This window comes from Micromonospora orduensis (assembly GCF_006228125.1).
GTDB classification, from domain to species: Bacteria; Actinomycetota; Actinomycetes; order Mycobacteriales; family Micromonosporaceae; genus Micromonospora; species Micromonospora orduensis.
The window spans coordinates 1-25977 of the sequence record NZ_VDFY01000141.1 but is presented as its reverse complement, the minus strand read 5'-3'; the positions used below and the strand labels follow the sequence as shown (position 1 = coordinate 25977).

Sequence of the window (25977 nt, the reverse complement as noted above, 5' to 3'; positions counted from 1 at the left end):
GCCGACGGGCGTGGGGTGAGGACCGCGTCCAGCAGGCCGGGGTAGAGCTTGTCCAGCTCGTCGCGGCGCAGCCGCACGTAGCGGCTGGTGCCGGCGGCCCGGGTGCGGGTCAGGCCCGCCTCGCGCAGCACCCTCAGGTGGTGGCTGCGGGTCGCCTTGGAGACGCCGAAATCGAGGGTGCCGCAGGCGGCCTCGCCGTCCTCGGCGAGTGCCCGCACCATCTGCAACCGCACGTCGTCCGCGAGTGCGGCCAGCACGGCGGTGACCGGTACGGCGGTCAGGTCGGGTTCGTGCGGCTCCATGTGACCAGTGTAACCCTTGTTCGACAATTGTCGAACAAGCTCCTACTGTCGGTTCCGTTGGTTCGACGAAACTCGAACATTGGAGCTGACGATGCGATCCCGCGCCGCCGCCTACCCGCTGCTCGCCGTGGTCGGCTGGGGAGTGATGTTCCCCGTCCTGGCCAGCGCGCTGACCCGGGTCGACCCGCTCAACCTCACCACCGCCCGCTACCTGCTGGCCGCCGCCGTCCTGGTCGGCATCCTGCTGCTCCGCGAGGGTGCCGGCGCGCTGCGGCACGGCGGCCGAGCGGTCGAGGTGGTGGTGCTCGGCGTCGTCGGGTTCGCCGGGTTCAACCTGCTCACCAACCTGGCCCTCGAACACGCCGCCCCGCAGCAGATCTCCCTCTTCGTGGCCACCACCCCGGTGATCACCCAGCTGGTCCGTTGGGTCCGCGACGGCGTACGCCCGAAGCCCCTCCTGCTGGCCCTCTCCCTGGTGGCGCTCCTCGGTGTCGGCCTGGTGATCACCCGCGGCAGCCTGGCCGGGCTCGGCCAGTTCGGCCTCGGCGGCCTGATGATGATCGGCGCGGTGCTCGGCTGGGGCATCTACACCCACGGCGCCAGCCGGTTCGGTGACTGGTCGCCGCTGCGCTTCACGACGTTGACCGCGCTGTCCGGCACCGCCGCCATGCTCGCCGCGAGCATCGGCGCCGACGCCGTCGGCTGGCAGCACGCGCCGGCCGCCGCCGACCTCGTGGCGGTCGCCCCGCAGTTGACGTACGCCGTGGTCGTGGGCGCCGTGATCGCCGTCCTGGCCTGGAACACCGGTGTGCAGCGGCTCGGCTCCGCCAACGCCGCGCTGTTCATGAACCTGGTCCCGGTCACCACGTTCGCGGTGCAGATCGCCCGTGGCTACCGGCCCGACCCGGTCGAGCTGGTCGGCGCCGCGATCACCATCGCCGCCCTGGTCGCCGCGAACCTCGCCACCAGGGCACGGACCCGGACGTCGTCCCTGCCGCAACCGACCGCCGTCACGGACCCGACAGCGGTGGTCGACCCGGTCGCGGTGGCCGCCCGCTGACCCACTCCCTGGGATGCCCGGTGGAGGCCACGGGCAACGTTGCCTAGACTCGACGGCACAACTGCATACCTCATCCAGAGGGGCTGAGGGATACGGCCCGACGACGCCCCGGCAACCACCCCGCGCGCTCACCGCTGAGCGACCCGCGGGGCAGGTGCCAATTCCGTCCCCGCCGCACCGTGCGATGCGGGGAAAGATGAGAGGACTCCTCGACATGACGTCGACGCTCGCCGCTCCCGGAATCGACACCTCCGCCAGCCCCGCCCGCGCCCTGGTCTGCCGCGCCTGTTCGGCCCGCTACCCGCTCGCCGCGCAGCACGCCTGCTACGAGTGTTTCGGCCCGCTGGAGGTCGACTACGACACCGCCGCCCTGGCCACTGTCACGCGGGAGCAGATCGAAGCCGGCCCGGACAACATCTGGCGGTACGCCGCGCTGCTGCCCGCCGGCCAGGACCCGGCCACCCGGGTCACCCTCAACCCCGGCCTGACCCCGCTGGTGGCGGCCCCGCACCTCGCCGCCGAGCTGGGCATCACCGCGCCGCTCTGGGTCAAGGACGACAGCGCCAACCCGACCCACTCGTTCAAGGACCGGGTCGTCTCGGTGGCGCTCACCGCCGCGAAGGCGCTCGGCTTCACCCGGTTCGCCTGCGCGTCGACCGGCAACCTGGCCAACTCGGTGGCCGCGCACGGCGCCCGCGCCGGGGTGCCGTCGGTGGTCTTCATCCCCAGTGACCTGGAGCAGGGCAAGGTCATCACCACCGCCGTCTACGGCGGCGAGCTGGTCGCCATCGACGGCTCGTACGACGACGTGAACCGGCTCTGCGGTGAACTGGTGGAGACCGACGAGTTCGAGGACACGGCGTTCGTCAACGTCAACGTCCGGCCGTACTACGCGGAGGGCTCCAAGACCCTCGGCTACGAGGTGGCCGAGCAGCTCGGCTGGCGGATCCCGGCGCAGGTGGTCATCCCGATGGCCAGTGGCGAACTGCTCACCAAGATCGACAAGGCCTTCTCCGAGTTGGTCGAGATCGGCCTGGTCGAGGCGCCGGCCGGCGGCTGGAAGGTCTTCGGCGCCCAGTCGGCCGGCTGCAACCCCATCGCCACCGCCCTGCACGCCGGCACCGACACGATCACCCCGGTCAAGCCCACCGGCATCGCCAAGTCGCTGAACATCGGCGACCCGGCAGCCGGCCTCTACGCCCTGGAGGCGGTGCGCCGCAGCGGTGGCTGGATGGAGTACGTCGATGACGACGAGATCCGCGCCGGCATCCGCGACCTGGCCCGCACCACAGGTGTCTTCGCCGAAACCGCAGGTGGGGTGACCGTGGCCGTGCTGCGCAAGCTGGTCGAGTCCGGTCGGCTCGACCCGACGGCCGAGACCGTGGTGTTCAACACCGGCGAGGGCCTGAAGACCATCGACGCGGTGGCCGGCCAGGTCGGGCCGACCCACCACATCAAGCCGTCCCTGCGCGCCGCCCGGGACGCCGGCCTCCTCGGCTGACCCCCGACCGGTCGATCCGCCGGGTAACTGGCTTTTCGCTGTGAGTATGGAAAACCCGCCGCTCTGGACTTGACGGCAGGAACCGGACGGCGCAAGATGCTCCGTGCGGGAGGGCATTTCGCCGGAGACTTTTGAAGTTCTTGCGACCCAACGCCGGAGGCGTTGTGCGAGTGTCCCTCCCGACCACGTCCGATCGGGCCAGCGAGTAAATCGCTGGCCCGATCGCTTTTCCGGTGCCAGTCTCGCCCCATGAGCATCACGATCGCGTCGTTCGACGGCACCGACCGGGCCGCGGTCGACGAGGCGTACCGGATCGGCACGGCGGCCAACCACGTCGACCTGCCGGACTTCCCGCCGTTCTGCCGGCGTCGCTTCGACGCGCAGTTCCACACGCCGATGCCCGGCACCGAATCGCTCTGGGCGCTGGCTCGCCTCGACGGCGTGCCGGCCGGCTACCTCCAACTGGACCTGCCGCAGCTCGACAACACCGACAACGCCACCGCCGAGCTGACGGTGCATCCCGAGCTGCGCCGCCGCGGCGTCGGCCGGGCACTGCACGAGTACGGGGTTCGCCTGCTGCGCGAGCACGGGCGCAAGCGGGTCGTCGCGATGGCCGTCGCCGAGCTGCCCGGCGGGCCGGCCCGGTCGGTGGCCGGTGGGGCGTTCGCCGCCGCCACGGGTGCCCAGCCCGCGCTGGTCGAGGTGCGTCGCCGGCTCGACATCGGGCAGATCGACCGGGTCGCGTTGCGGGCGGCGCTCGCCGAGGCCCGGCCGCGAGCCGAGGGCTACCGGTCGGTCTGCTGGCAGGGGGCGACCCCGCCGGAGTACGTCGCGGACATCGCCTACCTGGACGGCCGTCTGCTGATGGACGCGCCCATGGGTGATGTGCAGTGGGAGCCGGAGCAGGTGGACGCCGAGCGCATCCGTGGCACCGAACGCGCGCTGGACGCCAAGGGCCGGCGGCGCTACCACCTCGGAATGCGTCACGAGGAGACCGGCCGGATCGTCGCCTGGACCCTGCTGGACGTGGGCGCCTCCGCCGACTGGCACGCGTTCCAGCAGATCACCATCGTCGACCCGGCCCACCGTGGGCACCGGCTCGGCCTCATCGCCAAGGCCGAGAACCTGCACCACCTGCTCACCCACGAGCCGGCGGTACGAGTGATCGACACCTGGAACGCGGCGAGCAACAGCTACATGGTGGCGATCAACGAGCAGCTCGGCTTTCGCCCGGTGGACGCCTGGAACAACTGGCAGCTCACGCTCTGACGGGTATCGGCGCTACTGCTCGCGGACCGGACTCAGGCATGAACCTCTGTCGGGCATCCGCCCCTACTGCTCGCGGACCTGGCTGATGCATGATGGCGGGCATGACGGAGACCCCGCATCCCCTGTACGACAGGCACGCCGACACCCTCAACCGTGCGCTGACCGCGATCACGGAGCGGGGCTACTGGTCCGCCTATCCCGAATCCCCAAGCCCTCGGGTGTACGGCGAGACCGCCGCCGCCGACGGCAAGGCCGCCTTCGAGGCGTACCTCGGTGGTGACTTTCCCCTCGACCAGCCGGCCGGGGGCGAGCGGGTCGCCACCGAGGCCAGCCCGTTCGGGGTGGAGCTGGCGGTGCGCTACCCGCACGCCAGCGCCGACGAGCTGACCCGTGCCGCCTCCGCCGCGCTGCCCGCCTGGCGTGACGCCGGCCCGCAGGCCCGGGTGGGTGTCTGCCTGGAGATCCTCGACCGGCTGCACAAGCACATCTTCGAGCTGGCCAACGCGGTGCAGTTCACCAGCGGGCAGGCGTTCGTGATGGCCTTCCAGGCCGGCGGCGCGCACGCCCTGGACCGGGCGTTGGAGGCGCTGGCGTACGCGTACGCCGAGATGACCCGGCACCCGGGCACGGCCGGCTGGGAGAAGGCCGCCGGCAAGGGCGACCCGCTGCGGATGACCAAGACGTTCCACGTGGTGCCGCGCGGGGTGGCGCTGGTGATCGGCTGCAACACCTTCCCGACCTGGAACTCGTACCCCGGGCTGTTCGCCTCGCTGGTCACCGGCAACCCGGTGATCGTCAAGCCGCACCCGCGCGCGGTGCTGCCGCTGGCCATCACCGTGAAGTACGCCCGGGAGGTGCTCGCCGAGGCCGGCTTCGACCCGAACCTGATCCTGCTGGCCGCCGAGGCGCCCGGTGAGAAGCTCGCCAGCGACCTCGCCCTGCACCGCTCCGTCAAGATCGTCGACTTCACGGGTTCCACCGAGTACGGCGACTGGCTGGAGACGCACGCCCGGCAGGCGTCGGTCTACACCGAGAAGGCCGGCCTGAACACGGTCGTCATCGACTCCACGGACGACTTCGCCGGCATGTGCCGCAACCTCGGTTTCACCCTGACCCTCTACAGCGGTCAGATGTGCACCACCTCGCAGAACATCCTCATCCCCGCCGGCGGCATCGAGACCGACCAGGGGCACAAGAGCTTCGACGAGGTCGCCGGTGGGATCGCCGCCGCCGTCGGCAAGCTGACCGCCGACCCCGCCCGGGGTGTCGAGCTGACCGGCGCCATCGTCAACGACGGGGTGCTGCAGCGGCTGTCCGACGTGACCAAGGTGGGCGAGCCGGTGCTGGAGTCGCGCGGCGTGGCCCACCCGGCGTACGCCGACGCGGTGGTGCGCACCCCGACGATCGTGAAGTTGACCGCCGACGACGCGGAGACGTACGGCCGGGAATGGTTCGGGCCGATCTCCTTCGCCATCGCCACCGACTCCACCGCCCACAGCCTCGAGCTGCTGCGCCGGACCGTCGGCGAGAAGGGGGCACTCACCGCCGGGGTCTACTCCACCGACGAGTCGGTGCTGGACGCGACCGAGGCGATCGCCGTCGAGGTCGGGGTGCACCTGTCCTGCAACCTGACCGGCGGGGTGTTCGTGAACCAGTCGGCGGCGTTCTCCGACTTCCACGGCAGCGGCGCCAACGCGGCGGCGAACTCGGCGCTGACCGACGGCGCGTACGTGGCCAACCGCTTCCGGATCGTCCAGTCCCGGCGGCACGCCTGACCCCGCGCTGATCAAGAGTTTTGCGTCAGGAACAGCGCTCTGCCTGACGCAAACCTCTTGATCACCCGGCGGGTTCTCAGGCGGGGCGGCGCATCTGTAGTTCGGTCAGGGCTGGGATCGTGGGGTGGGGGACCCGTACGCCGGTGTCCTCGAAGCCCAGCCGCTGGTAGGCGCGGTAGGCGCGGTCGTTGCCGACCACCACCTCCAGCAGCAGCTCCGGCCGACCGCACGCCCTCGACCAGGCGGCCACCTCGTCGATCAGCTCACCGAGCAGGCCGCTGCCCCGCCACGTCGGCGTGACGTAGACCGCGTAGATGACGGTCAGCCCGGCCTCGCGGGGCGCCACCGTGCCACCGGCGTGCCCGACGAACCGGCCACCCGGATCCGCCACGAACTGCGCCGTCTCCGCGCCGCGCGAGGTGTACGCCACCCGCGCCGCGTACTCGGCGTGGGAGCGGGCGGCCGCGTCGGCGATCGTCTCCAGGAAGGCCAGCGGCGCGTCGGCGAGCATCTCCAGGCGCAGCGCCCGCATCCGGGCGGCGTCCTGTGGCCGGACCCGGCGGATCTGCGCCTGCCGCAGGGCGGGCGAGCCCATGTCGGTGGTCATGCCGCATGCCTATCACAGGGCCGGAAGCGGTTTTCGGCGACAACCACGGACCTGGACCTTCCGCTCGGAAACCCGAGCTCGTCGTCGCCGCCGGCACGCCCTGGACCATGCCCGATTTGTGGTCGTGCGCGGCCGTCACTCCTCGTGTAGCGTGCGATTTCGGTCACCCGTTTCAGCGGCCGTCATCGATCGCTGAGCGGTGGTCCGCGGGCGCCCGGCCATGCCGCGCGCCGGGGCAGGGAACGCCGCGCAGAGTGAGGAAGTGCACCGTGGCACAGGGCACCGTGAAGTGGTTCAACGCCGAGAAGGGCTACGGCTTCATCGCCGTCGACGGCGGTCAGGACGTGTTCGTCCACTTCTCCGCGATCGAGATGGACGGCTACAAGGCGTTGGACGACGGCCAGCGGGTGGAGTTCGAGATCGCCCAGGGTCAGAAGGGCCCACAGGCCGAGCACGTACGCGTCATCTGATTGAGCGTCCTCTTCCCGCGCGTCGGGGGCTGCGCCACGTGCGTGTACCCGGGAAGATCGTGAACCGTTCCAGCCAATGCTGAGGAGGGTTCATGACCGACCAGCCGCCCCCGCCCACCCCGCCTCCCGGGCCGGGGGAGCCGGGCCCGTCCGACCCGGGCGCAACCGGCGGCCAGGCCGGCCCGCCGCCGGGCTGGGACCCCGCGCAGGGCGGTTGGGGTACGCCCGGAGAGCCCCCGCGGTGGGTGTTTCCGCCCACCGGCGGCTACCCGCCGGGCGCCGGCCCCTACCCCGGGCAGTCCTGGTATCCGGGGGCGCCGGTGGGGTGGTATCCGCCGGGTCACGGGTTCGACCCGAACGACGCCCTGGTCACCCCGCCCGGTGCCGGTCTCGGCGGCTGGTCCGCCCGGTGTGGGGCGGCGCTGCGCCGGGGTTGGCGACTGCTGGTGCCCATCATGCTGCTCACCCAGGTGGTGCCGGCCGCCGTGCTCTCGGTGATCTCCCTCGGTGTGGACCCGTCCGCCCGCTGGGAGGCACAGGCTGAATCACCGTCCAGCCTGCCGGAGACGTTCGTCACGGACCTGGTGACTCTTCTGACCGTACTGATCGGCGGCAGCCTGCTGATCGGGCTGGTGCAGGCCATCGGGTGGGCCGCCGGCAGTTGGGTGATCACCCGCCAGGCGGCGGGGGAGGCCACCGCGCTGGGGCCGGCGCTGCGGTACGGCGCACGGCGGGCGCTCGGACTGTGGGGCTGGACCCTGTTGATCAGCCTGCTGATCACGGTGGGGCTCTGCTTCTGCGTGCTGCCGGGCATCTACCTGGCGTTCGCGTTGAGCATGGCCGGCCCGGTCTACCTCTTCGAACGGCAGAACCCGATCGGGCGGTCGTTCCGGATGTTCCACGACCGGCTCGGTCTGCTGCTCGGCCGGGTGGCGCTTGTCGTCGCGGTGGTGGTCGTGGCCACGGTGGTCCCGTCGGTGCTGGAGTCGATCATCTCCGTCCCGCTGGGTACGGATCCGCTCTCGTCGCCCGGCACCGCGGTCGGCATCGTCGTGGTGATCGCCGTCTCGGCCGTGCTGGCCCTGCCGGCGCACCTCGCCCAGTTGATCGGTCTGCTGGTCACGTACGCCGAGCAGCGGGCGCATGAGGCGCCGGTGAACAGCGCCGGACTGGCCGCGGAACTCGGCTGAGCCGCACCATCGTGCTTGCACTCGGCAGGGGAGAGTGCTAAACAAGTCATTGGCACTCGCATACCGTGAGTGCCAATGGTCGGGACGGTGGGGCCAGGTTGCACCGGTGTGGAGACGCCGGGGCGGCACATGGCCGGTCGTCGCGGGCTATCCGGCCCGGCCGAAGGACGTCGTCGTCGCCAGGTGGCGACGTCCCAAGGTGCGTACACCAGGCGGCCCATCCGGGGCACACATCTCGGGTGGCCCGTGAGTGTCCAGGAGGACAACGCCGTATGGCCAAGATGATCGCGTTCGACGAAGAGGCGCGCCGCGGCCTCGAGCGGGGCATGAACCAGCTCGCCGACGCCGTAAAGGTGACCCTCGGCCCCAAGGGCCGCAACGTCGTGCTCGAGAAGAAGTGGGGTGCCCCCACCATCACCAACGATGGTGTGAGCATCGCCAAGGAGATCGAGCTCGAGGACCCGTACGAGAAGATCGGCGCCGAGCTGGTCAAGGAGGTCGCCAAGAAGACCGACGACGTCGCCGGTGACGGCACGACGACGGCGACCGTCCTGGCCCAGGCCCTGGTTCGCGAGGGCCTGCGCAACGTGGCCGCTGGCGCCAACCCGATGGCCCTGAAGCGGGGCATCGAGGCCGCGGTCGCGAGCGTCTCGGAGGAGCTGTCCAAGCTCGCCAAGGACGTCGAGACCAAGGAGCAGATCGCCTCCACCGCCTCCATCTCCGCTGGCGACAGCACCGTCGGCGAGATCATCGCCGAGGCGATGGACAAGGTCGGCAAGGAAGGCGTCATCACCGTCGAGGAGAGCAACACCTTCGGCCTGGAGCTTGAGCTCACCGAGGGTATGCGCTTCGACAAGGGCTACATCTCGGCCTACTTCATGACCGACCCGGAGCGCATGGAGGCCGTCTTCGACGACCCCTACCTCCTGATCGTCAACAGCAAGATCTCGTCGGTCAAGGACCTGCTCCCGATCCTGGAGAAGGTCATGCAGTCGGGCAAGCCGCTGCTGATCATCGCCGAGGACATCGAGGGCGAGGCCCTGGCCACCCTGGTCGTCAACAAGGTCCGGGGCACCTTCAAGTCCGTCGCCGTCAAGGCGCCGGGCTTCGGTGACCGCCGCAAGGCCATGCTCGCCGACATCGCCATCCTCACCGGTGGCCAGGTCATCAGCGAGGAGGTCGGCCTCAAGCTGGACGCCGTCGGCCTCGACATGCTGGGCCGCGCCCGCAAGGTCGTGGTGACCAAGGACGAGACCACAATCGTCGACGGTGCCGGCGACGCCGACCAGATCCAGGGTCGGGTCAACCAGATCCGGGCCGAGATCGACAAGAGTGACTCCGACTACGACCGTGAGAAGCTGCAGGAGCGGCTGGCCAAGCTGGCCGGTGGCGTTGCGGTGATCAAGGTCGGCGCGGCCACCGAGGTCGAGCTCAAGGAGCGCAAGCACCGCATCGAGGACGCCGTTCGCAACGCGAAGGCCGCCGTCGAGGAGGGCATCGTCCCGGGTGGTGGCGTCGCGCTGGTGCAGGCCGGCAAGACCGCGTTCGACAAGCTGGACCTGGTCGGCGACGAGGCGACCGGTGCCAACATCGTCAAGGTCGCGCTGGACGCCCCGCTGCGGCAGATCGCCGTCAACGCCGGCCTCGAGGGCGGCGTCGTGGTGGAGAAGGTCCGTAACCTCGAAGCGGGTCACGGCCTCAACGCCGCCAACGGCGAGTACGTCGACCTGCTGGCCGCGGGCATCATCGACCCGGCCAAGGTGACTCGCTCGGCGCTGCAGAACGCCGCCTCGATCGCGGCGCTCTTCCTCACCACCGAGGCCGTTGTCGCGGACAAGCCGGAGAAGACCCCGGCTGCCCCGGCTGGCCCGGGTGGCGGGGACATGGACTTCTGAGTCCAGTTCCGACACACCGAACGGGGCGGGCCGCTGACGCGGTCCGCCCCGTTCGTCGTCTAGGTGGGCAGCGGGCGCTGGTTGCGCCTCTTCTGCGCCCGGTCGTACGGCGGAAGCAGTTGGATCGGGGCGTCCACCATCTCCTGCGGCTCCTCGATCGCCGGCTCGCCGTCGGTGGTCATCTCCGCCAGTTGTTCGGCGTCGCCGTAGTCGAGCCTGTCGAACGGCAGTTGGCCGGGCAGGTCGCCTACCGGTTTCCAGGTGATCGGCGGGCCGTCCTCGGTCTGGTCGTCATCCGTGGTCATGGCTGCCTCCTCTACCGAAACGGTAGGGGGCGGTCGATGGGCGGTGCGGGCGAATGAATCTATGTCCCTTTTGCCCGCTTATGCTGCTGGCAGGGTCCGCCGGTACAGGAAGAAGACCCGCTCGATCCGCGCGCCCGCGCTGCCCGAGTAGAACGGCACCGGCCCCACCCAGCCGATCTGCGCACGGTCCAGCCCCTCCGCCCGCTGGTCGCGCAGGCAGCGACGCAGCAGCACCCCGCCGATCCCGGAACCCTCGGCCGCCGGAGCGGTGCCCATCGGCCCGAACCAGCTCGGCCGCGACGACCCGTACGCGGCGAAGCCGAGCAGCGCGCCGTCCTTCTCCGCAAGGTGACAACCGGCGCTGGCGCGGCCCACCGAACCGGCCACCTCGCCGTCCCACGCCCCGCCGAAGGTGGCCCGGGCGAACGCGGTCAACGCCGGCAGGTCCGCCGGCTCCGCCCGCCGTACCGTGATGCCGCGCTCGGCCAGCCGCCGCTCGGCCGCCTCGGTCGACCGCAGCGCCGGCGAGCCGTCGTACGACAGGTCGGCGGTCATGTTCCAGGCCGTCCGGTCCTGCCGGTAGCCCAGCGCCAGGGCGACGCAGACCGCTGCGGTGTACCGCACGTCGATGCCCGGCCACGCGTAGTACGGCGGGTTCCCGGCGAGCAGCACCTCGGCCACCCCGCGCTCGGCGAGCACCGCTTCGGCCCGCGCCAGCAGCGCCCGCGCGACTCCCCGGCGCCGCTGGTCCGGCAGGACCGCGACCAGGTCCACGTGCCCGACCCCCGGGTCCGTCGGCGACACCGAGCAGAGCAGCACCCCCACCAGATCGGCCCCCCGGTGGGCGCCCAGCCCGACCACCGGCCGGTCGGCGGCGGCCCGGGGCCAGAGCGCGTCGACGATGGAGGCCGCCTCGGTGGCGTCCTCGGGCAGGTCCAGCGCCCGCCCGCAGAGCCGCACCACGGCGGGGATCAGGTCGGGGGTCAGCTCGGTGACGGTGATCTCGGCGTCCATGGTCGCGACCCTAGATCACCCCTGGGCGGCGCGGACGGCGGCGAGAGCGTCGACCTGCCCGGCGCCCGTGACGTTCGCCGGGCCGCCGCAGGCGTCCGCCTGGTTACGCGAACGGTAGGTCGGCACGGCCGGCGTCGCGGTGTCCCGCAGGATCCGCCGCGTGCGCGCCAGGTCGCCGACCAGCGCCGGATTCGCCGACCACATCAGCGCCACCACGCCGGCCACCTGCGGCGACGCCATCGATGTGCCGTCCAGGACGCCGTACCCGCCGCCCGGCATCGCCGACACCACACCCACGCCCGGCGCCAGCACGTCCGGCTTGCCCACGCCACCGGCCACCGGTCCACGCGACGAGAACTCCGCCACCCGTCGCTGCGCGTCCACCGCGCCGACGGTCAGCACGTCCGGGTACTGCGCGGGCGGGTCCTCGATCGACCCGCACCACGGGCCGGTGTTGCCGGCGGCGGCGACCACGAAGATCCCGGCGGCGTCCAGCGCGGCGGTGGCCGGTCGCAGGACCCTCTGGTCGCAGCCCTCGATGGGCGGGCAGCCCCACGAGTTCGTCAGCACCTGCGGGGCGCGGTCCGGTCGGCCGTCGGTGAAGGGATCACCGCCGGCCGGGAAGGGCGCCAGCATGAACTGGAGGCAGTCCAGGTAGTGCCCGGGGCTGCCCAGGTTGCGGTCCAGGTTGACGCAGCCCACCCACTGCGCGTCCGGCGCCACACCGATGCCGTCCCGCCCGACCGCGCTGCCCACCGTGTGGGTGCCGTGACCGCCCTTGTCGGTGGGGGACCGGGTGCCGTTCCACGGGTCGTACCAGGAGTCGTCGCCGCCGCGGAACCCGGCCCGCAGCGCCGGGTGGGCGCCGTCCACCCCGGAGTCCGAGCTGCCCACGACGATGCCCGTGCCGGTCACCCCGAGCTGCGACCACACCCGGTCGGCGCCGAGCTGCCGGATGTTCCACTCCGGACCGGTGGGCGCGGGCGCGGTGCCCCGGGTCTGCCCGGCCGGCGCGGGAAGGGGCCGCAGGCGCTGGCTGACCAGCACCCGATCCACCTCCGGCCGGCGCGCGAGCCACGCCCGCGCCACCGGACCGCCGTCCACCTCGACCGCGTTGACCAGGTAGTACGACACCGGATCGAGCCCCAGCCGGCCCAGGTCGCGGCGCAGGTCGCTCTGGCTGCGTTCGGCCGTGTCCACCAGCCGCCGGTAGACCTCCGTCGCCCGGGCGTCCCGGCCCGCCCGGCCCGGTACGCCGGCCGGCAGACCGGTCAGGTCGGCCTGCTCGCGCAGCACCACCAGCAGTCGCTCGCCGTACAGACCGGGCTGCCCCGGGCCGGCGTCCACCACGCCGAACGTCACAAGCAGCACCAGCGCGGTGATCGCGGCCATCCGACGGCTCGGGGTACGCGCCGACCGCCGCGCCAGCCACACCGCGTACCCGATGGCGACGGCGACCGCGACGGCGAGCCCGGCCCCTGAGGCGGCCGCCACCCAGAACGGCACGTCGCGGGTGCCTACCAGCAGCAGGCTGATCTCCTCCGGGTCGGTGAACGCCAGCGGTCCGAGTACGCCCAGCCCCACCAGCCAGCCGGTCGCGGTCCGTCCGGCCCGCGCCGCGCCCGCCGGATCGGCGGTGGATCGCCAGGTCGCGGCCCAGAGTGCGGCCAGCGTGAAACCCGCCGGCGGCAGGGTCAGCAGCGCGGGTAGCTGGGCGCCGGACTGGCCGGTACCCGCCGCGAGCAGCAGCAGCGCCGCCCCGGCGACCAGGCCGCCGACCAGCACCAGGCGGGCCGGCCGGGGTGGCCGGCCGACCGCGAAGCGGGACCAGAAGGTCGCGTCGAGCAGCGTCGCGGCCAGCCCGCCGATCGCGGCGGCGGCCAGCAGCGCCAGCACGGTCTCCAGCAGGCCGCCGAGCGCGCCCAGCCAGGCCCAGGGCAGCAGCAGCGCCAGGCCGGCGGCGACGGCGAGCAGCGGCACCGTACCGGGTCGGCGGGACCGTCGTCCGGCCGGCTCCGGGCCGTCGACGGCGTCCGCCGGACTCGCGGTTGCGTCGGCGGGCGCGGCTGCGTCGCCGGAGACGACGGTGTGGCGGCGAGACCACCAGGTCGCGGCGAGCGTGGCGAGCGCCGCCACGGCGGCCAGCGCGGCCAGGTACGCCTCGTGGTGCACCAGCGGCACGATCCGCAGCAGTGTGAGCACCCCGAGCGCGAGAACGGCGGCGAGCCACACCCGTCCGGTGGCCCGCACCGGGGCCGACCGGGGCAGCACGGCCAGCAGCAGCGCGGGCGTGCCCACCAGGACGACTGTGGCGAGGCCCAGCACCGGCCAGAGCCAGCCGGCCCGGTCCCGTCCGAAGCCCAGCAGCACCTGGTCGGTGACCCAGCCACCGGTCTGGGTGGCCACGGTGACCGCGACGGTCCAGGCGCCGACCAGCACGGCCGCGACCACCGGCCACGGATTCGCCGAGCGCGGCGGCGGCCGGTACGGCAGCGGTGGACCAGCGGGTGACGGAGAGCCGACCTGCATGACCCGCACAGTACGGGGCGGGCGGCGCTTGTCGGCACGCTGCCCACGGCGGATACGGTGGACGGGTGCGAGATCCCAACATCTCCCGATCCGTCGCCGGGCAGCTCTCGCCGGTGCGCCGTGCCGCCGACCTGCGCCGACTGCGCGCCGAGCGCTTCGACGTGCTGGTCATCGGGGGCGGGGTGACCGGTGCCGGTGCCGCACTGGACGCGGCGTCCCGAGGGCTGAAGGTGGCGCTGGTCGAGGCGCGTGACCTCGCGGCCGGCACGTCCAGCCGCTCCAGCAAGCTCATCCACGGTGGCCTGCGCTACCTGGAGCAGTTGGAGTTCCACCTGGTCCACGAGGCGCTCACCGAACGCGGCCTGCTGGCCACCCGGCTCGCGCCGCACCTGGTCCGCCCGGTGCCGTTCCTGGTGCCGCTGCCCGCCGGTCGCGGCGTGCGGGACCTGCCCGCCCGGCTCTTCCGCCGCTCGTACTACGGCGCCGGCGTGGCCGCCTACGACGCCTTCGCCGGGGTCTTCGGCGGGGGCCGGGGAATGCCACTGCACCGGCACCTGACCCGCGAGGGCGCTCGGCGGATCTTCCCGAGCCTGCGGGCCGACGCGCTGGCCGGCGCGATCCGCTACTACGACGGTCAGGTCGACGACGCCCGGCTGGTGGTCACCCTGGCCCGCACGGCGGCCAGCCTCGGCGCCACAGTGGTGAGCAGCGCGCGGGCCGTCGGGCTGATCCGGCAGGCCCGTGAGGTGACAGGCGTCCGGGTCCGCGATCTGGAGGCGCCGGCCGGCTCACCGGACGCCGAGTTCGAGGTGCACGCCCGTACCGTCATCGCCGCCACCGGTGTGTGGAGCGACGACATGTCCCGGATGCTCAACGACGTGGGCCTGCGTCCCGGCGTCCGGGTGCGCGCGTCCAAGGGGGTGCACCTGGTGGTGCCCCGCTCGGCGATCACGGGTGAGACCGGGCTGATCCTGCGTACGGCCAGTTCGGTGCTGTTCGTCATCCCCTGGGGCGGGCACTGGATCATCGGTACGACGGACACGGACTGGCGGCTGGACAGGTCCCACCCGTCCGCCTCGGCCCGCGACATCGACTACCTGTTGCAGCAGGTCAACACCGTGCTGGACCGGCCGTTGACCACCGCTGACATCGAGGGCGTCTACGCCGGGCTGCGGCCGCTGCTGGCCGGCGAGGCCGACTCCACCTCGAAGCTGTCGCGCGAGCACGCCGTCTTCGAGCCGATGCTGGGGTTGCTGCTGGTCGCCGGTGGCAAGTACACGACGTACCGGGTGATGGCCTCGGACGTGGTCGACCGGGCCGCCCGGCGGCTGGGTGGCGCCCGTCCGTCGCGTACCGCCGACCTGCCGTTGCTGGGCGCGGACGGGTACCCGGCCATGTGGCGGGACCGGGCCGACCTGGCCCGTCGGCACGGCGTACCGGTGGGCGTGTTGGAGCACCTGCTGGAGCGGTACGGCACCCTCACGCTGGACCTGCTGGCGCTTGTCGACGCCGATCCGCTGCTCGCCTCCCCGCTGGCCGGTGCCCCGGAGTACCTGGCGGCGGAGGTCGCGTACGCGGCGCGGGCCGAGGGCGCGTTGCATCTGGAGGACGTGCTGACCCGGCGTACCCGGATCTCCTTCGAGACCACCCACCGAGGGCTGGAGTCGGCGGAGCACGCCGCCGAGTTGATGGGTGCGGTGCTCGGTTGGGACGCGGACACCCGGGTCCGCGAGGTGGAGCACTACCGGGCCCGGGTGGAGGCCGAGCGTCAGTCCCAGCTGATGCCGGACGACGTGGCGGCGGACGCGGCCCGCCTCGGTGCCCCGGATGTCAGGGGTTACGCGGCCGACCGTGGTGGCGACGACAACCAGACAACGCTGCCATCGTCGACCCGATGACCGAAAAGTGACGTTACCGATGGGTAACCATCGATACCGGCCCGGATGGTGGTTTCGGACACTACCTACGGTGGGGTAGGTTTCCGCGCGTGCTGTACCGCGCGCGCCCTCGTCTGCTCGGCTCCCTTCTCGCTGTGGCACTCGCCGTGGCCCTGACCGGCTGCTCGCTGTTCGATCGGGACACCGGTACGACACCCCAGGCGGCGCCCCCGGTGGGCGCGGCAGCCGGCGGACCGCTGCCCGAGGTCCCCACCACCGTCGCGGCGGGTCAGGTCAGCCTGCTCCAGCGGATCGGCACCGACGGCCCGCTGCGCACCCTGAGCGTCGAGCGCAACGGCGCGTGGCAGTGCCTGGACTGCGCCGGCGACGGGGTCAACTCCCGTGGCACGCTCGCGCCCGAGCAGACCGAACGGCTCCAGGTGCTGCTCGCCGACCCGAAACTGGCCGAGGAGACCGACCAGATCCGGCGGTACCGGGCGACCTGCATCGACGCGCTGACCTCCAGCCTGCTCACCTCGGCAGGGCTGATCACCTCACAGGACTGCCCGGGCGAGGAACGACCTGTCGTCGCCGGGGAGATCCTGCTGCTGCTCACCCAGTCGACCCCGGCCGAGCTCCTCGGCTGAGCCGCGCCGGGTCAGAGCACCTTGCCCGGGTTGAGCAGGCCGGTCGGGTCGAGCGCCGACTTGATCGCCTGGTGCACCCGGACACCCACCGGCCCGATCTCCCGGGCCAGCCAGTCCCGCTTGAGCAGCCCCACCCCGTGCTCGCCGGTGCAGGTGCCGCCCAGGTCCAGGCCGAGCCGCATGATCTCGTCGAACGCCCGCCGACCCCGCTCCACGCTCGCCGGGTCGGCCCGGTCCACCACGATGTTCGGGTGCATGTTGCCGTCCCCGGCATGCCCCACCACGCCGATCGGCACCTCGCACTCCGCCGCGATCCGGGACACCCCGTCGAGCAGGGCGGCGAGCGAACCACGCGGCACCGCCACGTCGTCGATCACCAGACCGCCGTTGCCCCCCGGGTAGGCGTCGGCGGCGAACTTCTCCATCGCCGGGTGGGCCAGCCGCCGGGCCTGCAACAACGCCGCCGCCTCCACCGCGTCGGTGGCCGCGTACACCTCGTCGGCGCCGGCCGCCTCGCACACCTCGGCCAGGCCGGCGAGGTCGTCCGCCGCCCGAGTGCCGGTGTCCGCGGCGGCCAGCAGCAGGGCCTGCGCGTCCGTCCGCAACCCCATCGGCTGGTACGCCTCGATCGCCCGCAGGTGGGTCTGGTCCAGCAGTTCCAGCAGGCTGGGCGTCAGCCCCCGGGCGGCGATCTCGGCCACCGCCGCGCCGGCGGCCGCCGTGGACGGAAAGACCGCCACCATGGTCAGCGACTCGGCCGGGGCGGGCCGCAGCGCCACGGTCACCTCGGTGATCACCCCGAGGGTGCCCTCCGAGCCGACGAAGAGCCGGGTCAGGTCGTAGCCGGCCACGCCCTTGGCGGTACGCCGGCCGGTGCGCAGCACCTCACCGGAGGCGAGCACGACCTCCAGGCCCAGCACGTACTCGGTGGTCACGCCGTACTTGACGCAGCACATGCCGCCGGCGTTCGTGGATACGTTGCCGCCGATCGTGGACGACTCCCACGAGCCGGGATCCGGCGGATACCACAGCCCCTGCTTGGCCACCGCCCCCGCCAGGGTCGCGTTGACCACCCCGGGCTGGACCACAGCGATCCGGCTCACCGGGTCGATCTCGCGGATCTCGTCCATCGCGACGGTGCTGAGCACCACCGCGCCGTCCACCGCGTTCGCGGCGCCGGCCAGCCCGGTCCGCGCGCCCTGCGGCACCACCGGTACGCCGTGTCGAGCCGCGGCCCGGACGACCGCGACCACCTGCTCGGTGCTGCGGGGGCGGGTCACCACAAGCGGGGTGCCGGCGGCGCAGAGGTCCGCCTCGTCCCGCTGGTGCATCCGCAGCAGGTCCGGGTCGGTGAGTACGGCGTTCTCGCCGAGCGCGGCGCGCAGGTCGTCGAGGAGTCCGGTGGGGGCCATGAGCCGAGGCTAGGTCGCCGGCCGCCGATCATCAACATGATCCACTGCGCGGGATAGCTTGGGTGCCATGCTCTACCTGGACCGGCCTGCCTGGCCGTGGCGCGGTCGGCTCTGGTCGCACCTGATCAGCGACGTCTCGTACGCCGAGCTGCACGCCTTCGCCGAGGCCCTGGGTGCGCCCCGGCGCGGCTTCGACCGGGACCACTACGACATTCCCGCCGACCGGTTCGCGGCGGCCGTGTGGCTCGGTGCCCGGGTGGTGCCGAGCCGGGAGCTGGTCCGGTTGCTCCGCGACGCCGGTCTGCGCCGCCCGAAGCACCTGGTCAGCCCGAGTCGGTGAGCGCGGCCAGCTCGCGGCGCAGGTTGTCCCGGGCCGGGCGCTCCCACCGGGCGGCCAGCGGCGGCAGCCGGAACAGCGCGGGCAGTGCCAGCAGACCGGTCAGCACCGCCGCCCGCCCGGCCCGGAAGGCCGGCTCCGGCACGTGCGCGTACTCCCGTCGGACGGCCGCCGCGTAGCGGTCGTACGTCTCAGGTGGCGTGGCCAGCACGGCGAGATCCGCGTCGCAGAGCAGCGCGCCGTCGCGGTCCTGCGGTGTCACCGCGTGCCCGGAGGTGAGCAGCACCAGGCGGTGTACCTCGGCCACCGCGGACACCGGCACCCCGAGCCCGGTGAGCATGCTGGTGGCCAGCGCGGCGCTGTCCCGTTCGTTGGCGTGGCCGACGGCCCGGGGGTCGTAGACCGCGTCGTGGTACCAGGCGGCGAGCCGCACCAGGTCGACCCGGCCGGCCAGGTCGGCGTGCCGGTCCACCACGTCGAGGACGGCGGCCAGGTGGGTGACCGTGTGGTAGTGCCGCTGCGGCTCCCGCCAGTGGGCGAGCAGGTGCTCCCCGGCCCGCCGCACCGCCGGCTCGGGCCGCGCGCCGGCAGCCTGGGCCGCCGCCCGCCACCGGTCCAGCAGATCAGCCACCGCACGATTCTGTCGCATCCGCCCGCGACGCGCGGGACGGGAAGGATTCAGCGGGCCCGCCACGGGTAGTCGCGCCCATGGCCGTGGCCCGGGACAAGCGACCTCCGATGGTGCGACGTACCGCGCTGCGCGAAGGGCTGGTGGACATCGACGGCGCGCGGATCGCCGAGGCCACGGAGCAGCTGCGCCATCGCAGCCGGGCCACCCTGCACGACCGGCTGCACCGGGTGCGGATGGCCGGCGGGCTCGCCGTGCAGGCCGGGCTGGCGGCCGGGCTGGCGTACTTCGTCTCGCACCGGCTGCTCGGCAACCCGCAGCCGGTCTTCGCGCCGATCTCCGCGGTCGGCACCCTTGCCGCATCGGTGGGGCAGCGGTTCCGCCGGACCGTGGAGTTGATCGTCGGGGTGGGCGTCGGGGTGGCCGTGGGCGACTTCCTCATCTACCTGCTGGGCACCGGGGCGTGGCAGCTGGGCCTGGTGGTCACCGTGGCCATCCTGCTCACCATCTTCGCCGGGGCCAGCGTGGCCATCGTCATCCAGGCGGCGGCCACGGCGGTGCTGATCGTGACGCTGAGCCCGTCGACCCAGAACCTGGAGATCCCCCGCTTCGTCGACGCGTTCCTCGGTGGTGGGATCGCGCTGCTGGTGACGGCGGTGCTGCTGCCACTGAACCCGCTACGGGTGATCAACCGGGCGGCCCGGCCGGCGCTGGACCTGCTCGCCGCCCAGCTCGACGCCACCGCGGACGGGCTGCGCAGCCGGGACCGTGCGACCGTCCAGCGGGCGCTGGAACGGCTGCGCAACAACAAGGAGGAACTGGCCACCCTGGCCGAGGCGATCGAGGGGGCGAAGGAGACCGCCACCCTGTCCCCGGCCCGCTGGCACCGCCGCGACGAGCTGACCCACTACGCGGAGGCGGCCGACCCGATCGACCGGGCGATGCGCAACAGCGGCACGCTGATCCGCCGATCCGTCACCCTGATCGAGGACGACGAACCGATACCCGATCCGATGGCGGACGCGATCGGTCACCTCGCTGAATCGGTACGGCTGCTCAAGCACGAGTTCGCCGCGGGCGAGACACCGGAGAAGGCCCGGGAACGGTCCCTGCGCGCGGTGAGCGAGGCCGGCCGGGCGTACGGCGCGGGGGTCGGGTTCTCCGGCAGCGTGGTCATCGCCCAGATCCGCACCACGGCCAGTGACCTGCTGGTCGCCTCCGGGATCGAGCAGGAGGAGGCGAACCGGTGGATCCGCACCGCCTTCGGGGAGCAGGAGCGGCCCATCGGTGAGCCGGCCGAGCCGGGTGAGGCGCCGAAACCGCCGACCGCCCCGCCCGTCGGCTGAGCGGGCCGTTCGCCTCACCCCAGCTCGGCGAGCGCCGCGAGTAGCCGGTCCACCTCGTCGACGGTGCTGCCCAGGCCGATGCTGGCGCGCAGCGCGGTGGCCGGCAGGTCCCGTCGGCCGCTGCGCCCGGCCGCCTCGGCGAGCAGCCGCCGGGCCAGCGGGTGGGCACAGAACAACCCGTCGCGTACGCCGATCCGGTGCCGGGCGGCCAACCGGGCGGCCACCTCGGCGGAGTCCCAGCCGGCGACCACGAACGAGACGATCCCGACCCGGGGCGCGTCCGGGCCGAAGGTGCGCAGCTCCACCACGTGCGGCAGGGCGGCTACCCCGCTGCGCAGCCGAGCCAGCAGTGCCTGCTCACGGGCGGCCAGCGCGGACCGGTCCGCACCGGCCAGCGCCGTACACACCGCCGCCAGCGCCACCGCGCCGAGCAGGTTCGGGGTGCCGCCCTCATGCCGCGCCGGGCCGGTCGCCCAGGTCACGTCGTGGGTGGCCGGGCCGACCCGCCTGGTGGCACCACCACCGGCCAGGTACGGCGGGGCGGCGTCCAGCCAGTCCGCCCGGCCGATCAGCACACCCGCGCCGAACGGGGCGTACAACTTGTGGCCCGACACGGCCAGATAGTCCACGTCGAGCGCCAGCAGGTCGACCGGTTCGTGCGGGGCGAGTTGCGCGGCGTCCAGGGCGAGCCGGGCCCCGTGCCGGTGGGCCACCCGGGCCAACTCCGCGACCGGCCACCGCTCCCCTGTCACGTTGCTGGCACCGGTGACCGCGACCAGCACCGGCAGCGCCGGGTTGCTGTCCCGGCGCAGCTCGGACAGGGCGGCGGCGAGGGCGCGTACCGCCCCGGCGGGGTCGCTGGGCACCGGCAGTCGTACCGAGCCGCGCGGCCAGGGCAGCAGGTTCGCGTGGTGCTCGCCCGCGAAGGTGACCACGGTGGTGCCGGCGGGCAACGCCCGGCCCAGCAGGTTGAGCGCGTCGGTGGTGTTCCGGGTGAAGATCACGTGGTCGTCGGCGCGGGCTCCGAAGAAGTCGCCGATCGTCTGCCGGGCCTTCTCGTAGGCCAGCGTGCAGCGCCGCGACAGCGCTCCCGCGCCCCGGTGCACACTGGCGTACCAGGGCAGCAGTTCATTGACCGCGTCGGCCGCGGCCCGCGCGCACGGCGCGCTTGCCGCATAGTCCAGGTTGATCTCGCCGGGCACGCCGAGCACGTCGAGCGGCGCGGACGCCGCCGTGGGCAGGGCGGGCAGCGAGGGTACGAGAGTGACGGACACGCCGGAACCTCCGGGGTCAGGGACCCCGGGTGCGGCATCGGGACGGGGTCCGCGCTTGCCCAGCACACCGATCGGGTTGGGCCCGGTCATCACCCGGGGCACCCCACCGCGAACTCGACGAGGGTTGCCGGCCAGCAAGCCGGGGCTTGACGCTGGCGCTCGTGACCTGCCCGCAGCATAGCGGCTGCCGATGCGACCGGACCAGCCGGCGACGGATGGCTACGCTGACCGCATGGCCGACACCCCGCCCGGTTCGCCCCTGCCGTCGACGCCGCCCGCGCCCGCGGCTCCGCCCGCCGGCGAGGCGCCCCGGATGCCGCTGCGCCGGCTCGGCTGGCGGCGGTTTTTGGTGCTGGCCGGGGTGGTGCTGTTCATCGCCGCGTGCGCGGTGTTCATGGTCTTCACGCTCGGCCAGTCGCTCGGCGCGCGGGCCCTGCTGGTCGGGGTGGTCGCCGCCATCCTGCCGGTGCCCGTGCTGGTCGCCTGCTTCCTCTGGCTGGACCGGTACGAGCCGGAACCCCTGAAGTACCTGATCTTCTGTTTCGCCTGGGGGGCGTTCGTCTCCACGGCCGCCTCGCGCACCGTCAACGAGTTCGCCGCCGGCCGGTTCGCCGACTGGGGGCTGCCGGCCGCGCTCACCGGCGTGCTGGTGGCGCCGTTCATCGAGGAGCTGACCAAGGCGCTCGGCCCGATCCTGCTGCTGGTGTTCCGCCGCCGGGAGTGGTCCGGGATCACCGACGGGCTGGTCTACTGCGGGCTCTCCGCGGTCGGCTTCGCCATGGTGGAGAACATCCTCTACCTGGGCGGGTACGGCTACGCGGCAGGCGCCGACCGCTACGGCCCCGCGACCGGCACCCAGCAGGTGATCGCCATCTTCATCGTGCGGATCCTGCTGTTCGGGTTCGCCCATCCGCTCTTCACCTCGATGACCGGTGTGGGGCTGGGTGTCGCGGCCCGGACGGCGGACCGGCGGGTCCGCGTGCTGGCGCCGGTCGCCGGTCTGCTGCTGGCGATGATGCTGCACGGCACCTGGAACCTGCTGCCCACGCTCACGCAGGCCACCGGCGAGGCGATCATCATGCTGTACGGCTTCCTGGGCCTCATGGTGCCGGTCTTCTTCGGCATGGTGGGGCTGGCGGTGTGGCTGCGCGCCTGGGAGGGGCGGCTCACCGAGCGGACGCTGCCCGACTACGTACGCGCCGGCTGGCTGACCCCGCCCGAGGTGGCCGCGCTGAGCAGTCTCGGGCGCCGGCACGCGGCCCGCAGTTGGGCCCGCCGGGTCGCCGGGGACGCCGGCCTGCGGGCGATGCGCGGCTACCAGTTCGCGGCGACCCGGCTGGCGCTGCTGCGCGACGGGACGCTGCGCGGTCTGGACCGTAAGCCCGCCGACCAGGAACGGTCGGCCCGGGAGGAGCGGGAGTTGCTGGAGGCGATCGGGGCGTACCGGTCGTTCTTCGTGGGTCGGGACCCGCAGGCTCCGGTGGGGGTCTGGGACGGCAGCCGCTACCACCTGCGCTTCCCGGACGGCACGCAGCGCCCGGTGGACGCGCCGGACGAGCCGGTGGTGCCGATCCCGGTGGTGCTGGCTCCCGCGCCGCCCGCGCCCCCGGTCGGGTACGCGCCTCCCGGCTGGCCCGGTCTGCGGCCGGCCGCGCCGTGGACACCAGGTCAGCACTGACAGCGGCGGCTCAGGTCATCAGGGTGGTGAGGAAGTCACCGAGGCCCTGAGCCATCGCGACAAGCGCGGCTCCGACCGCCTTGAACATCTGCGCGGCCCCGTCCGGCCGGAACGCCATGAAGTAGATCAGGAACGCGACGCTGCCCCAGGCCAGCAGCTTCTTCACGAATACCGGCATCGTCCCTCCCCAGGGCCCACGGTCGCCGGCTGGCTTCCCGTCGTGCCGCGTGGCAAACGGTGCGCGGCGGGGAGGAGGAGCGCTAGAGGTACAGGCCGGTGGGGTCGTTCTCGATCCGCTCGGCGGCCACGGCGTGCACGTCCCGCTCGCGCAGCAGCACGTAGCCACGGCCGTGCAGCTCGACCTCGGAACGGTCGTCCGGGTCGAAGAGCACCCGGTCGCCGGAGACGATGGCGCGGACGTTCGGCCCCACCCCGACGGCGGTGGCCCACGCGAGCCGTTTGCCCACGGCGGCGGTCGCCGGGATGACGATGCCCGCGGTGGAGCGGCGCTCGCCCTCGCCGCCCTCCATCCGTACCAGCACGCGGTCGTGCAGGAGGCGGATCGGCAGGCCGGTGTCGAGATCCTGGTCGGCGGTCACGACGCAGACGCTACCGTGCCGCCGACGGCAGGCGTCCGGTGGTTACGCCCGAGGCCGTGGGGGCAATGTGTGGCGGAACTGCCCTACGGTGTCGGGAACGGACGTATGCTGTCCGACCTGTCGCCGTGGGCGGACCCATTCTTCTGCCAGGAGGTGCGCTTGAGCCGCTTCGAGCGGGTACGCGGGCGGCTCCGCCGTGCCTACCAGTCGAGCCGGGAGTCGGTTCCCGCCGATCAGGACGCTCCGGGCGACGCTCCGGAGCCGGCCCGGGTGGCCTCGCCCTCCGTGCCGGGGCCGAGCGCGCCGCCGAGCGCCACAGTGGTCGGTGCGGAACCTCAGGTGGACCTGCACACCTCCACCTCCAGCCGGGACGACGCCGACGTGCCGCACGGGCTGCGGATCGCCGCCGCCTGGTGCTGGCGGTTGATCGTGATCGGGGTGGTCGCCTGGGCCCTGCTGCGGATCGTCGGCACCATCAAGATCGTGATCATTCCGCTGGCCGTCGCGCTGCTGCTCTCGGCGCTGCTCGCACCGGCCGTCGGCTGGCTGCTGCGGGCCCGGCTGCCTCGGTCGCTGGCGACCGCGGTGGTGCTTGTGGGCGGCCTGGCGGCGGTGATCGGCACGCTGACGCTTGTGGTCAACGAGTTCATCCGGGGCGTGCCGGAGCTGAGCGAGAAGTCCTCCGAGGGCGTCCGGCAGATCCAGAACTGGCTGAAGACCGGCCCGCTGCATCTCTCCGACACCCAGCTCAACCGCTACATCGACGAGGCGCAGGCCTGGATCAACGACAACACCTCGAAGTTCACAAGCGGCGCGCTGAGCACCGCCGCGACGCTGGCCGAGGTGCTGACCGGCACCATCCTGGTGCTCTTCGCGACGTTCTTCTTCCTGCGCGACGGCAGCCGGATCTGGCGTTTCCTGGTCCGGCTGCTGCCGGTGGCCGCCCGGTGGAAGGTCGACGACGCGGGCCGTGCCTCCTGGCAGACGCTCGGCGCGTACGTCCGGGCGACAGTGCTTGTCGCCTTCATCGACGCGGTCGGCATCGGCATCTTCCTGGTCGCCTTCGACATCCCGTTCGCCTTCCCGCTGGCCGCGCTGGTCTTCCTCGGCGCGTTCATCCCGATCGTCGGCGCGGCGCTCTCCGGCGGCGTGGCGGTGCTGGTGGCGCTTGTCGACAGCGGCCCGGTCACCGCGCTGATCATCCTGGGTGCGGTGATCGGTGTTCAGCAGGTCGAGGGGCACGTGCTCCAGCCGCTGATCATGGGTCGGGCGGTCGCCCTGCACCCGCTCGCGGTGATCATCGGTATCGCCGCCGGCGTGGTGCTCGCCGGCATCACCGGCGCGCTGGTCTCCGTCCCCCTGATCGCGGTGCTGAACACGGCGGTTCGGCGGCTGGCCGCGCGGACCGTCCCGGACACCCCGCCCGACGCCGTGGTGGTCGCCGCCCAGGCACCCTGACCGGCCGCGGGCTGGCCGCGTGCGATCTTGGCGCCGGGCCGGCCCGGCGGCGCGGCGACCCCGCGCCGCGGCGCGGGATGTCAGGACTTGGCCAGGCGCTCCAGGGCGCCGCGGGCCACCTCGGGACGGGTCGTGTACCAGAACGGTGGCAACGAGCGACGCAGGAACGGCCCGTAACCGCGGGCGGTCTCCAACCGTGAGTCGAGCACGGCGACCACCCCCCGGTCGCCGGTCGCCCGGATCAGCCGGCCCACCCCCTGGGCCAGCCGCACCGCGGCGATCGGCACGCTGACCGCCGCGAAACCCGAGCCGCCGCCCGCGTCCACGGCTGCCGCGCGGGCCGCCGCGAGGGGCTCGTCCGGTCGCGGGAAGGGCAGCCGGTCGATGACCACGAGCTGGCAGGCGTCGCCGGGCACGTCCACCCCCTGCCAGAGCGACATCACCCCGAACAGGCAGCTGGACCGCTCCTCCCGGAACCGGCGCACCAGCAGCGGCAGCGCCTCCTCGCCCTGCAACAGCACGGGCAGGTCGGTCCGCGCGCGCAGCAGCTCCGCCGCCTGCTGCGCGGCCCGCCGGGAGGAGAACAACCCGAGAGTACGACCACCGAGCGCCCCGACCAGCCCGAGCAGCTCCTCCCCGGCCGCCTCGGGCAGGCCGGAGACGCTGGGCCGGGGCAGGTGCGCGGCGACGTACAGGATGCCCTGCCGCGCGTAGTCGAACGGCGAACCCACATCCAGCGACCGCCAGCCCGGACCTTCGGTCGCCGGGACGGTGGCGGCGTCGGCCAGCCGGCAGCCCGGCGTC

General features: G+C 73.1%; 24 protein-coding genes and 2 riboswitches. Of the genes, 13 read left to right on the top strand and 11 right to left on the bottom strand.

Going from position 1 to position 25977, the window contains the following annotated elements:
* Nucleotides 1-302 (bottom strand): ArsR/SmtB family transcription factor (locus tag FHG89_RS12315; RefSeq protein ID WP_139584519.1); only part of this gene is annotated, 302 nt, incomplete at its 3' end.
* Between the two features lie 91 nt (nucleotides 303-393).
* Between FHG89_RS12315 and FHG89_RS12310 the strand changes: the two genes are divergently transcribed.
* The 4 genes from FHG89_RS12310 (at nucleotide 394) to paaN (ending at nucleotide 5907) form a co-directional block, all read left to right on the top strand.
* Nucleotides 394-1362, top strand: coding sequence for a DMT family transporter (locus FHG89_RS12310; RefSeq protein WP_139584518.1), 969 nt, complete (start codon nucleotides 394-396; stop codon nucleotides 1360-1362).
* 67 nt (nucleotides 1363-1429) lie between these two features.
* A riboswitch (SAM riboswitch) is annotated at nucleotides 1430-1565 on the top strand.
* Nucleotides 1566-1576: 11 nt separating this feature from the next.
* Entirely contained in the window at nucleotides 1577-2863 is a 1287-nt protein-coding gene (thrC, locus tag FHG89_RS12305; RefSeq protein ID WP_139584517.1) for a threonine synthase, read from the top strand.
* Between the two features lie 249 nt (nucleotides 2864-3112).
* The gene (locus tag FHG89_RS12300; protein WP_139584516.1) at nucleotides 3113-4132 is read left to right on the top strand and encodes a GNAT family N-acetyltransferase; all 1020 of its coding nucleotides are present in this window, start codon (nucleotides 3113-3115) and stop codon (nucleotides 4130-4132) included.
* A gap of 101 nt (nucleotides 4133-4233) precedes the next feature.
* Nucleotides 4234-5907 carry a phenylacetic acid degradation protein PaaN gene (paaN, locus tag FHG89_RS12295; RefSeq protein WP_208760942.1) on the top strand — a complete coding sequence of 558 codons (1674 nt, stop codon included), beginning with the start codon at nucleotides 4234-4236 and terminating at the stop codon, nucleotides 5905-5907.
* Between the two features lie 76 nt (nucleotides 5908-5983).
* On the opposite strand, the gene FHG89_RS12290 is transcribed toward paaN, so the two are convergent.
* Nucleotides 5984-6514 carry a GNAT family N-acetyltransferase gene (locus tag FHG89_RS12290; protein WP_139584514.1) on the bottom strand — a complete coding sequence of 177 codons (531 nt, stop codon included), beginning with the start codon at nucleotides 6512-6514 and terminating at the stop codon, nucleotides 5984-5986.
* A 269-nt stretch (nucleotides 6515-6783) separates the two neighbouring features.
* Between FHG89_RS12290 and FHG89_RS12285 the strand changes: the two genes are divergently transcribed.
* The 3 genes from FHG89_RS12285 to groL all read left to right on the top strand — a co-directional run bounded on the left by FHG89_RS12285 (nucleotide 6784) and on the right by groL (nucleotide 10069).
* Nucleotides 6784-6984: a cold-shock protein gene (locus tag FHG89_RS12285; RefSeq protein ID WP_139584513.1), complete on the top strand. Its 201-nt coding sequence runs from the start codon at nucleotides 6784-6786 to the stop codon at nucleotides 6982-6984.
* A 92-nt stretch (nucleotides 6985-7076) separates the two neighbouring features.
* Nucleotides 7077-8174, top strand: a complete 1098-nt coding sequence (locus tag FHG89_RS12280) for a hypothetical protein (RefSeq protein WP_139584512.1) — start codon at nucleotides 7077-7079, stop codon at nucleotides 8172-8174.
* 272 nt (nucleotides 8175-8446) lie between these two features.
* On the top strand, nucleotides 8447-10069 hold the full coding sequence (gene groL / locus FHG89_RS12275) for a chaperonin GroEL (RefSeq protein ID WP_139584511.1): 1623 nt from the start codon (nucleotides 8447-8449) through the stop codon (nucleotides 10067-10069).
* A 59-nt stretch (nucleotides 10070-10128) separates the two neighbouring features.
* Here the strand turns inward: groL and FHG89_RS12270 are convergent, their stop codons facing one another.
* The 3 genes from FHG89_RS12270 to FHG89_RS12260 form a co-directional block, all read right to left on the bottom strand.
* Nucleotides 10129-10374, bottom strand: a complete 246-nt coding sequence (locus FHG89_RS12270; RefSeq protein WP_139584510.1) for a hypothetical protein — start codon at nucleotides 10372-10374, stop codon at nucleotides 10129-10131.
* A 78-nt stretch (nucleotides 10375-10452) separates the two neighbouring features.
* Complete coding sequence (locus FHG89_RS12265; RefSeq protein ID WP_139584509.1) at nucleotides 10453-11388, bottom strand: GNAT family N-acetyltransferase; 936 nt, start codon at nucleotides 11386-11388, stop codon at nucleotides 10453-10455.
* 15 nt (nucleotides 11389-11403) lie between these two features.
* Complete coding sequence (locus tag FHG89_RS12260; protein WP_139584508.1) at nucleotides 11404-13917, bottom strand: S8 family serine peptidase; 2514 nt, start codon at nucleotides 13915-13917, stop codon at nucleotides 11404-11406.
* Between the two features lie 80 nt (nucleotides 13918-13997).
* Between FHG89_RS12260 and FHG89_RS12255 the strand changes: the two genes are divergently transcribed.
* Together FHG89_RS12255 and FHG89_RS12250 are read left to right on the top strand one after the other, a co-directional pair.
* Nucleotides 13998-15815, top strand: coding sequence for a glycerol-3-phosphate dehydrogenase/oxidase (locus tag FHG89_RS12255; protein ID WP_139584521.1), 1818 nt, complete (start codon nucleotides 13998-14000; stop codon nucleotides 15813-15815).
* An 89-nt stretch (nucleotides 15816-15904) separates the two neighbouring features.
* Nucleotides 15905-16441 carry a hypothetical protein gene (locus tag FHG89_RS12250; protein WP_139584507.1) on the top strand — a complete coding sequence of 179 codons (537 nt, stop codon included), beginning with the start codon at nucleotides 15905-15907 and terminating at the stop codon, nucleotides 16439-16441.
* Between the two features lie 11 nt (nucleotides 16442-16452).
* Here the strand turns inward: FHG89_RS12250 and FHG89_RS12245 are convergent, their stop codons facing one another.
* A complete protein-coding gene (locus tag FHG89_RS12245) occupies nucleotides 16453-17853 on the bottom strand; it encodes an FAD-binding oxidoreductase (protein WP_139584506.1) in 1401 nt (466 codons plus the stop codon).
* A 67-nt stretch (nucleotides 17854-17920) separates the two neighbouring features.
* Between FHG89_RS12245 and FHG89_RS12240 the strand changes: the two genes are divergently transcribed.
* A complete protein-coding gene (locus tag FHG89_RS12240) occupies nucleotides 17921-18193 on the top strand; it encodes a DUF4031 domain-containing protein (RefSeq protein WP_139584505.1) in 273 nt (90 codons plus the stop codon).
* On the opposite strand, the gene FHG89_RS12235 is transcribed toward FHG89_RS12240, so the two are convergent.
* The gene (locus FHG89_RS12235) at nucleotides 18177-18821 is read right to left on the bottom strand and encodes an HD domain-containing protein (protein ID WP_244295393.1); all 645 of its coding nucleotides are present in this window, start codon (nucleotides 18819-18821) and stop codon (nucleotides 18177-18179) included. The two genes, FHG89_RS12240 and FHG89_RS12235, sit on opposite strands and share 17 nt — an antisense overlap.
* Before the next feature lie 107 nt (nucleotides 18822-18928).
* On the opposite strand from FHG89_RS12235, the gene FHG89_RS12230 reads away from it, so the two are divergent.
* Nucleotides 18929-20164 carry an FUSC family protein gene (locus tag FHG89_RS12230; RefSeq protein ID WP_139584503.1) on the top strand — a complete coding sequence of 412 codons (1236 nt, stop codon included), beginning with the start codon at nucleotides 18929-18931 and terminating at the stop codon, nucleotides 20162-20164.
* Nucleotides 20165-20178: 14 nt separating this feature from the next.
* Here the strand turns inward: FHG89_RS12230 and FHG89_RS12225 are convergent, their stop codons facing one another.
* On the bottom strand, nucleotides 20179-21438 hold the full coding sequence (locus FHG89_RS12225) for an aminotransferase class V-fold PLP-dependent enzyme (protein WP_139584502.1): 1260 nt from the start codon (nucleotides 21436-21438) through the stop codon (nucleotides 20179-20181).
* A gap of 46 nt (nucleotides 21439-21484) precedes the next feature.
* Nucleotides 21485-21605, bottom strand: a riboswitch (SAM riboswitch).
* A 23-nt stretch (nucleotides 21606-21628) separates the two neighbouring features.
* Here FHG89_RS12225 and FHG89_RS12220 point away from each other — a divergent pair.
* Complete coding sequence (locus FHG89_RS12220) at nucleotides 21629-23116, top strand: PrsW family intramembrane metalloprotease (protein WP_167517395.1); 1488 nt, start codon at nucleotides 21629-21631, stop codon at nucleotides 23114-23116.
* Nucleotides 23117-23126: 10 nt separating this feature from the next.
* Here FHG89_RS12220 and FHG89_RS32910 read toward each other — a convergent pair whose 3' ends face one another.
* Nucleotides 23127-23294: a hypothetical protein gene (locus FHG89_RS32910; RefSeq protein ID WP_167517394.1), complete on the bottom strand. Its 168-nt coding sequence runs from the start codon at nucleotides 23292-23294 to the stop codon at nucleotides 23127-23129.
* Between the two features lie 82 nt (nucleotides 23295-23376).
* The gene (locus tag FHG89_RS12215; RefSeq protein WP_139584501.1) at nucleotides 23377-23715 is read right to left on the bottom strand and encodes a GroES family chaperonin; all 339 of its coding nucleotides are present in this window, start codon (nucleotides 23713-23715) and stop codon (nucleotides 23377-23379) included.
* 105 nt (nucleotides 23716-23820) lie between these two features.
* Here FHG89_RS12215 and FHG89_RS12210 point away from each other — a divergent pair, with 105 nt between their 5' ends.
* Complete coding sequence (locus FHG89_RS12210) at nucleotides 23821-25173, top strand: AI-2E family transporter (protein WP_244295392.1); 1353 nt, start codon at nucleotides 23821-23823, stop codon at nucleotides 25171-25173.
* Between the two features lie 80 nt (nucleotides 25174-25253).
* On the opposite strand, the gene FHG89_RS12205 is transcribed toward FHG89_RS12210, so the two are convergent.
* Nucleotides 25254-25977: ATP-dependent DNA helicase (locus tag FHG89_RS12205; protein WP_280116063.1), on the bottom strand; the 724-nt coding region annotated here is incomplete at its 5' end.

Bases quoted from the DNA above. Each gene is read 5' to 3' on its own strand.
- FHG89_RS12310 (WP_139584518.1), top strand. From the start codon at position 394: ATGCGATCCCGCGCCGCCGCCTACCCGCTGCTCGCCGTGGTCGGCTGG.
- thrC (WP_139584517.1), top strand. From the start codon at position 1,577: ATGACGTCGACGCTCGCCGCTCCCGGAATCGACACCTCCGCCAGCCCC.
- FHG89_RS12300 (WP_139584516.1), top strand. From the start codon at position 3,113: ATGAGCATCACGATCGCGTCGTTCGACGGCACCGACCGGGCCGCGGTC.
- paaN (WP_208760942.1), top strand. From the start codon at position 4,234: ATGACGGAGACCCCGCATCCCCTGTACGACAGGCACGCCGACACCCTC.
- FHG89_RS12290 (WP_139584514.1), bottom strand. From the start codon at position 6,514: ATGACCACCGACATGGGCTCGCCCGCCCTGCGGCAGGCGCAGATCCGC.
- FHG89_RS12280 (WP_139584512.1), top strand. From the start codon at position 7,077: ATGACCGACCAGCCGCCCCCGCCCACCCCGCCTCCCGGGCCGGGGGAG.
- groL (WP_139584511.1), top strand. From the start codon at position 8,447: ATGGCCAAGATGATCGCGTTCGACGAAGAGGCGCGCCGCGGCCTCGAG.
- FHG89_RS12270 (WP_139584510.1), bottom strand. From the start codon at position 10,374: ATGACCACGGATGACGACCAGACCGAGGACGGCCCGCCGATCACCTGG.
- FHG89_RS12265 (WP_139584509.1), bottom strand. From the start codon at position 11,388: ATGGACGCCGAGATCACCGTCACCGAGCTGACCCCCGACCTGATCCCC.
- FHG89_RS12260 (WP_139584508.1), bottom strand. From the start codon at position 13,917: ATGCAGGTCGGCTCTCCGTCACCCGCTGGTCCACCGCTGCCGTACCGG.
- FHG89_RS12245 (WP_139584506.1), bottom strand. From the start codon at position 17,853: ATGGCCCCCACCGGACTCCTCGACGACCTGCGCGCCGCGCTCGGCGAG.
- FHG89_RS12240 (WP_139584505.1), top strand. From the start codon at position 17,921: ATGCTCTACCTGGACCGGCCTGCCTGGCCGTGGCGCGGTCGGCTCTGG.
- FHG89_RS12230 (WP_139584503.1), top strand. From the start codon at position 18,929: ATGGTGCGACGTACCGCGCTGCGCGAAGGGCTGGTGGACATCGACGGC.
- FHG89_RS12220 (WP_167517395.1), top strand. From the start codon at position 21,629: ATGCGACCGGACCAGCCGGCGACGGATGGCTACGCTGACCGCATGGCC.
- FHG89_RS32910 (WP_167517394.1), bottom strand. From the start codon at position 23,294: ATGCCGGTATTCGTGAAGAAGCTGCTGGCCTGGGGCAGCGTCGCGTTC.
- FHG89_RS12210 (WP_244295392.1), top strand. From the start codon at position 23,821: ATGCTGTCCGACCTGTCGCCGTGGGCGGACCCATTCTTCTGCCAGGAG.